General features: G+C 68.4%; 6 protein-coding genes. 4 read left to right on the forward strand and 2 right to left on the reverse strand.

Annotation, left to right across the window (positions count from 1 at the left end):
* Positions 1–8 precede the first annotated feature (8 nt).
* Positions 9–1,916 (reverse strand): phosphoenolpyruvate carboxykinase (GTP), encoded by a 1,908-nt coding sequence (locus WBP48_RS03325; protein WP_424436082.1) that lies wholly within the window; start codon positions 1,914–1,916, stop codon positions 9–11.
* Positions 1,917–2,052: 136 nt separating this feature from the next.
* On the opposite strand from WBP48_RS03325, the gene WBP48_RS03330 reads away from it, so the two are divergent.
* The 3 genes from WBP48_RS03330 to WBP48_RS03340 all read left to right on the forward strand — a co-directional run bounded on the left by WBP48_RS03330 (position 2,053) and on the right by WBP48_RS03340 (position 5,366).
* The gene (locus tag WBP48_RS03330; RefSeq protein WP_424436067.1) at positions 2,053–3,495 is read left to right on the forward strand and encodes a helix-turn-helix domain-containing protein; all 1,443 of its coding nucleotides are present in this window, start codon (positions 2,053–2,055) and stop codon (positions 3,493–3,495) included.
* 135 nt (positions 3,496–3,630) lie between these two features.
* A complete protein-coding gene (locus WBP48_RS03335) occupies positions 3,631–3,951 on the forward strand; it encodes a hypothetical protein (protein ID WP_424436070.1) in 321 nt (106 codons plus the stop codon).
* Positions 3,952–3,959: 8 nt separating this feature from the next.
* A complete protein-coding gene (locus WBP48_RS03340; RefSeq protein ID WP_424436073.1) occupies positions 3,960–5,366 on the forward strand; it encodes a hypothetical protein in 1,407 nt (468 codons plus the stop codon).
* A gap of 54 nt (positions 5,367–5,420) precedes the next feature.
* Here the strand turns inward: WBP48_RS03340 and WBP48_RS03345 are convergent, their stop codons facing one another.
* The gene (locus WBP48_RS03345; protein WP_424436076.1) at positions 5,421–6,377 is read right to left on the reverse strand and encodes a helix-turn-helix domain-containing protein; all 957 of its coding nucleotides are present in this window, start codon (positions 6,375–6,377) and stop codon (positions 5,421–5,423) included.
* Positions 6,378–6,586: 209 nt separating this feature from the next.
* On the opposite strand from WBP48_RS03345, the gene WBP48_RS03350 reads away from it, so the two are divergent.
* A complete protein-coding gene (locus WBP48_RS03350; RefSeq protein WP_424436079.1) occupies positions 6,587–7,450 on the forward strand; it encodes an alpha/beta hydrolase in 864 nt (287 codons plus the stop codon).
* Positions 7,451–7,767 lie beyond the last annotated feature (317 nt).

Raw genomic sequence — 7,767 nt, forward strand, 5'->3', positions numbered from 1 at the left:
GGCGGGGGTCAGGCGGGCTGGGCCTGCTTCAGGCGGTAGCGCAGCGCGGCGAGCTCCGTGTGGAGGGCGGCGGGCACGCGGCCGTCGAAGGTGCGGTAGAACTCCTCGGTGAGGTCGGCCTCCTGCAGCCACAGCGCGGGTTCGATCTCGAACAGGGCCTCGAGGTCCGCCGCGGGCACGTCGATCCCGTCGAGGTTCAGATCCGAGATCACCGGGAGTCGCCCGATGGCGCTGTCGACGGCGGGCACGGCGCCTTCGATGCGGCGGATGATCCAGTCGATGACCCGCGCGTTGTCGCCGAAGCCTGGCCACAGGAACCGTCCGTCGGCGCCCTTGCGGAACCAGTTGACCTGGAAGACCCGCGGCGCGCGGTCGAAGCGCAGCTGCTGACCGATCTTCAACCAGTGGGCGAAGTAGTCCGCCATGTTGTAGCCGCAGAACGGCAGCATCGCGAACGGGTCGCGGCGAAGCTCACCCACCGTGCCCTCCGCCGCCGCGGTGCGCTCGGAGGAGATGTTGGAGCCCATGAACACGCCGTGGGTCCAATCCGTCGCCTCGACCACGAGCGGCACGTTGGTGGCCCGTCGCCCGCCGAAGAGGATCGCGTCCAGCGGCACGCCCTCGGGCGTGTCCCAGTCGGGGGCGATCTGCGGGCACTGGGCCGCGCTCACGGTGAAGCGCGAGTTCGGGTGCGCCGCAGGGCGGCCGGATGCTGGGGTCCACGCCTTCCCCTCCCAGTCGATGAGCTCGGCGGGAACGTCGTCGGTGAGACCCTCCCACCAGATGTCGCCGTCGGGACGCAGCGCCACGTTCGTGAAGATCGTGTTGCCCCACAGCGTCTCGACGGCCGCGACGTTGGTCGACTCGCCGGTACCGGGAGCGACGCCGAAGAAGCCGGCCTCGGGGTTGATCGCCCAGAGGCGCCCGTCCTCGCCGGGCCGCAGCCACGCGATGTCGTCGCCGAGCGTCTCGACGCGCCACCCGGGGATCGTGGGCCGCAGCATCGCGAGGTTCGTCTTGCCGCACGCGGACGGGAACGCTGCGGCCAGGTGGTATGCCTTGCCCTCGGGCGAGATCACGCGGATGAGCAGCATGTGCTCGGCGAGCCACCCCTCGTCGCGCCCGATGACCGAAGCGATGCGCAGGGCGAAGCACTTCTTCGCGAGGATCGCGTTGCCGCCGTAGCCGGAGCCGAACGACCACACCTCGAGGGTCTCGGGGAAGTGCACGATGTACTTCTCGTCGTTGCACGGCCACGCGGCATCCGCCTCGCCCGGCTGAAGCGGAGCACCGACCGAGTGGACGGTCTTGACCCAGGGCTTTCCGGCGGCGATCTGCTGAAGCACCTCGACGCCGACTCGGGTCATGATGCCGATCGAGGTGACGGCGTAGGCGCTGTCGGTGATCTGCACGCCGATGTGCGACAGCGGCCCGCCGACGGCGCCCATCGAGAACGGCACGACGTACATCGTGCGCCCTCGCATGGAGCCCGCGAACAGCGGCGTGATGGTGGCACGGATCTCGTCCGGGGCGACCCAGTTGTTCGTGGGACCGGCATCCTCTTCGCGCTCGGACGCGATGAAAGTGCGCGCCTCGGTGCGGGCGACGTCGCTCGGGTGCGACCGGGCGAGGTACGAGCCGGGCCGCCATTCCGGGTTGAGCCGGATGAGCTTGCCCTCGTCGACCTGCTGACGCAGCAGCGCCTCGTTCTCGGCACGCGAACCATCCACCCAGTGGACGCGAGCGGGCTGCGTGAGCGCGGCGATCTCGTCGACCCACGCATACAGCTCCGCCAGCCCGTCACCGGCCAGAGTCGGTCGCGATCCGAAGACGGGGGATGCCGGGGCGGATCCACCCGCGGCAGGAAGGGTGGTGGGACGTGTGGTGGGACGGGTGAAGAGGTCGGCGATGGCCATGTTCAACTCCTTGGGCAGGTGACGGGCGGCGGGTGTCGTGTCGGTGGTGAAGCGCTCTTCCACTGTGCGCTGCATTCGCGTGCTTTGCCGGTCAAAGTGCCGTCAAGAAAGTCGATTCTTTCGCTATGCTCAAACAATGCCGCCCTCCTCCCTCGAACTGTCGACGCTCGGCCACCGCATCCGCCATCAGCGTGTGTCGCACGGTTTCACGCTTGACGGATTGGGAGCCGTCGTCGGGGTCGCGGGCAGCCAGCTCAGTCTCATCGAGAACGGCAAGCGCGAACCGAAGCTCTCGCTGCTGCAGGCGATCGCCGCAGCGACCGGCACCGACGTCACCGACCTGCTCTCCCCCGAGCCGCCGAACCGCCGGGCGGCGCTGGAGCTCGAACTCGAGCACGCGCAGAACTCCCCGGTGTTCCGGCGCCTCGGCATCCCCCCGGTGCGCGTGACGAAGGCGACCAGCGATGAGACCATCGAGTCGGTCCTGGGACTACACCGTGAACTGCAGCGGCGTGAGCGCGAGGCCATCGCGACCCCCGAGGAAGCCCGCCGCGCGAACACCGAGCTGCGGCTGCGGATGCGCGAGAACGGCAACTACCTGCCCGACATCGAGAGGCTCGCCGAGAAGCAGTTGAGGGCGGCGGGTCACGTCACGGGCGCGCTGACGCACCGCACCGTCAGCATCATGGCCTCGCAGCTCGGGTTCGAGCTCATCTACGTCGACGATCTGCCCCATTCGGCTCGTTCGGTCATCGACCTCGAGAACGGGCGGGTCTATCTGCCCCCGGCATCCATCCCCGGCGGACACGGCCTGCGATCGATGGCGCTGCAGGCGATGGCGCACCGACTGCTCGGGCACACTCCGCCGACCGACTACGCCGACTTCCTGCAGCAGCGTCTGGAGATCAACTACTTCGCGGCGTGCTGTCTCATGCCCGAAACGGCATCGGTCGCCTTCCTCACTCAAGCCAAGAAGGAACGCAACCTCGCTGTCGAGGACTTCCGCGACGCGTTCGGAGTGACGCATGAAGCCGCCGGCATGCGTATGACGAACCTGCTGACCGCGCACATCGGCATCCCGCTGCACTTCCTGCGCGTGGACGGTGCCGGCGCGATCGCCCGCGTCTACGAGAACGACGACCTGCCGTTGCCGATGGATGTGACGGGGTCGGTCGAGGGCCAGGTCATATGCCGCCGCTTCGCCGCGCGATCCGCCTTCGAGCAGCAGAACCGCACCGTGGTGCACTACCAGTACACCGATACCCCCGCCGGGACCTTCTGGTGCTCCAGCCAGACGGGGCGCACCTCCGACGGGGAGTATTCGATCACGGTGGGTGTGCCGTTCGACGACGCGCGGTGGTTCCGCGGTCGCGAGACGCAGAAGCGGGCGACCTCGACGTGCCCCGACGAGTCGTGCTGCCGGCGGCCGGATGCCGACCTCACGGCGCGCTGGGAGGGCAAGGCGTGGCCGAGCGCGCGCGTGCACATGCAGATGTTCTCGCCGCTCCCCCGCGGCGCGTTCCCGGGGATCGACGACGGCGAGGTCTACGCGTTCCTGGATCGTCACGCGGAGTCGTGAACGGACTTGGCGGCGGCTCTGAACCCAGGCGAAGTTGCGGTGGCGCGGCGCGCGGCGCGCCCATCGGCACGGGATGAGTCACATGGTTCACTTCTGCGCGGCGCGTGGCTACAATGTGCTGCAGAGAGGGATGCGATGCCGAAGACGGACGGGTACGTCGGAACCATCGAGGCGGAGTCGCGTGACGTGTCGCGGCTCTGGTTCAGCCTCACGGATGCGGCGGCGGGTAGCGACTGGGTGAAGATAGGCGGGCACCGCGCCTGGTTCACGATGAGCATGGAGTCTGACGACCGGCCCACCCACCTCGCGCAGCTGTCGCTGCTGCTCGAAGCGATGCGCAACGGGTTGGCGGTGCGGGTGAGCCACGGCGGCGCAGCGGCGTTCCAATGGTCCGCCGCGGGCGATTCCTTCGAGGTCGACGGCGTCCGCATCCTGCGTTCCGGCCTTCAGTTCTGAGGTCACCCGTGGCCGACCTGTCGATCGTGTGCCTCGATCCGGGCGAAGGCGACGGGGCTCGCTACGAGCTCGGCCCGGGCAACTGGAAGGCGCCGTCGATCCCCGATCTCGCGCGGCCTGGGGAGCGCGTGGACCTGGCCGAGCACGAGGTGATCGACGTCGTGATCCTGGGAGACGGTCATCAGACCCGCGCGACTTTCGAGCAGCAGTTGTCGGCCTGGCTGACCGATCTGTTCGCGGTCGATGTCTACGAGGCATTCTCCGGCGCATTCCGCATCCGCGCCTTGTTCCGTGCATCGGCCGAGCCCTGTTCGAGCGGGCGAGGCTCCTACTATCGGATACCCGTCGGCACGTCGGGAGACGACACGGGCGAGGTCGCCAGTGATGGGTGGTGGCGAGGGTCTGCATCCGCGGACATCGAGTTCCGCGCACACTTCTTCGAGGATGTGTTCTCCTTCGCGGTCAATCCATCCGTCTACCCGCACGATCTCGACGCAGACGTGGTGAACGCGGATGGGAATCCCGTGCCGGTCATCCACAATCGCCTTGCCGGGATGCACTCGCATCTCGTGGTCGTGATGCTCGTGCGCTCGACCGTGGCGAACGCGAGCGGCCGCACCCGCGAGGTGGATGAAGACGACGGCTCGCGCCTCGTCAACGTCGCGTTCGGCTCGCACGCACTGCACGAGTTCGGGCACGCGTTCGCGTACCTCGAGGACGAGTACATCAGCGATCGCTCGCGCAAAGCCAAACGACGGAATCCCGTGGTGCCCAGCATCTTCACTCTTTCGAACCTCACCTTCGACAACCACATCGGGGCGGCTCCGTGGCATCACCTCAGCCCGTGGGGCCGGCGGCTCCGAAAGGCGGCGGGTGACCAGCCATCGCCGCTCGTAGGCTGGCTGTGGCGTGGGGGAGAGCAGAACGACGGGGTCTGGCATTCGGAGTTTCATTGCCTGATGAACGGGAGGCACGTTAACTACTCCTACTCCCTGACTGAGACGACCAAGCCCGGCGCCGATCTGCGATTTCGTCGTCCGCCCCGCTACTGCCTATGGTGCCGGGAGCTGGTGACCCTCCGCATCCTGGAGAAGACCGGACGTCTCGGCGATTCCGGCGACCCGACCGACATCAACGAGCGGGGCCGCCTCTGGTACAGCCGCTGGGTGGAAATCTGGCGCGAGCGGTACTGGGACGCATTCGACGTCGACCGGGCGATCGACGAGCGTGAGGCGCTATACGCCTCGCCCGGTTCCGAGCCCGGCACGTTCGATGAGCTTGCCGATGGGCTCGGTGGCTACCGGCGGTTGGACGCATCCGACCTCTGCAGCGTCTTCGCCGCGCAACCGCTCTCGACGGGCCCGGCGCCCGAAGACGACGAGGATGCCCTCCAAACCCTCCTCACGAATGCCTGACGACGACTCCCAGGCGCCCGGAACGGCGGGCCACCGTGCCTGCGACTTCGACTCTCAGCCGTCTGTGGCGCGTGCCCGCCACTCCGACGGGGTGAGCCCGAACCGGGCGCGGAAGGCGCGTGAGAAGTGGGCGTGGTCCGCGAAGCCGCACTGGTGCGCGATGACGGAGATCTTCGTCGACGACATCCGCGGGTTCTCGAGCATCTGAATGGCCCGGTCGAGGCGCCGGACCCGGACGAGATCGCCGAGATCGATGCCTCGGCGGGAGAGGATCGAGTAGACGTAGCGTTCGGAAATGGAGAACGCGGCGGCGATGGAGCGCGCTGACAGGTCGGGGTCGCCGAGTCGCGCCGCGATGTGCTCCTGGATGCGCGTGGCCAGCGATCGCGCGGCAGCCTCGCGCCCGGGGGAGGTGCCGGCGACAGGGCGGGTGAGGAGGAGCCGGACGAGCGCGAGCACTGGCGCCTCGAGTGCGGATTGCTCCGCGACGGGGGCGCCCGATGCGCGCCTGCCGGCGCTGAGGAGGAAGGCGGAGACCGTCGCGGCCGTGAGGTGATCCGCGTGGATCGGCCGGGACAGCTGATCGGTGACGATATCGCGCGGCAGCTCAAGCCGGTCGAACGGAACCTGGAAGGTGTGCCGCAGCGCGTCGGCGGAGAACCTCAGGCGGTACGGCTCGTCGGTCGTGAACAGCGCAATATCACCCGGGTGGAGCGCCATGACATCGTCACCGCGTCGCACGAGACCCGAGCCCCTGTCCAAGACGCTCACCATCAGACTGGGCGGCGTGGAGTCTCTCGACAGGCGCGTGGTCCGCACCACATCCGCACCCTGAGACTGCGTGGAGAGCATGTGCACGCAGCCGAGATCGGCGACGCGGGTGCGGGCGATGATGTCGGCGCCGAGGAGCGGCTCGAGCGCCAGTGGGACGGGTGCAGACCGCATCCGCTCGCGAAGGAACTCGATGCTGTCGGAGATGGGCAGTTCCTCCAGATCGAGCTGCACGCTCACACGCACTCCTCGTACGAAGTGTCCCTCCGGGACCCGCGGCTTTCGCCACTCCACGGCGCGGCAGCGCCGCTGAAAAGCCTTCGCGCTCATCGTAGCGGGGCCTGTCGATTCGGTACAGGGCGCGCACAGCGCCGTGCGATCCGGTTCAAGACCGCGGCTCCGTGGACCTCCAGCATGGAAATACCAGTCGGTCTTCGGAAAGGACAGCCATGGCGCAGCACGCCTCGACCATTACCTCCGCCGAACGAGCGGAGGTCGAACGGGCGAACGACTCGGGGCGGCCGCCCATCGCCTTCGTGCACGGACTATGGCTGCTCTCCAGCAGCTGGGACAGGTGGCGTGACCTTGCCGAGGAAGCCGGCTACACGACGATCGCGCCGACGTGGCCCGACGATCCGCCCTCGGTCGAAGCCGCCCGGTCGAATCCCGATGCGTTCGCCTCGAAGATGGTGCAGGAGGTGACCGACCACTACCTTGAGGTCATCGCCGAGCTGAACGTCAAGCCCGCGGTCGTCGGCCATTCGTTCGGCGGCCTGATCGCGCAGAAGATCGCCGGGGAAGGTGCCTCGATGGCGACGGTGGCGATCGATCCCGCGCCGTTCCAGGGGGTGCTTTCCGTGCCGCTGTCATCGCTGAAGTCGTCTGCGCCTGTGGTCGGACACCCTCGCAGCCTCAGCCACGGCGTCACCTTGACGCTCGAGGAGTTCAGCTATGGATGGGCCAACGCCCTCGACGAGGAGGAGGCGCGCGCCCTCTACCAGGAGTTCCACGTCGCGGCGGCGGGCAATCCGATCTTCCAGGTCGTGACCGCGAACCTCAACCCGTTCAGCCAAACGAAGGTCGACACGAAGAACCCCGACCGGGGACCGCTGCTGCTGATCGCGGGTGAGTCGGATCACACCGTCCCGGTAAAGCCGACCGAGCAGTCGTTCACCATACAGTCGAAGAACCCCGGGGTCACGGAGTTCGTCGTCATGCCGAACCGCGGCCACTCGCTCACCATCGACCACGGCTGGCAGGAGGTCGCGGAGGCCACGTTCGGGTTCATCGGGCGGTTCGTGCCCGTGGGGTGAGCGCGGTGCTTGAGCCAGAACGGGCGCACCTCCGACGGCGAGTACCACGCGCTGGGAGGGCAAGGCGTGGCCCAGCGCCCGCGTACACATGCAGATGTCCTCGCCGCTGCCGCGGGCGCGTTCCCCGGGGTCGACGACGGCGAGGCCTACGCGTTCCTCGACCGCCACGCCGGGTCGTGAGGCGGGGCGGCGAGCGGCGACGCCGGGTCCGGGTCGCAAAAGCAGGCTGAAGTGCACCGGACCGGGATGAAATCCGCCGTCTGTGCCGGTTCAGCCTGCTTTCTCGGCGACCGTGAGCGCCGCCCGCAGCCGCGACC

It is taken from the genome of Microbacterium sp. (assembly GCF_049661145.1).
Classification (GTDB): domain Bacteria; phylum Actinomycetota; class Actinomycetes; order Actinomycetales; family Microbacteriaceae; genus Microbacterium.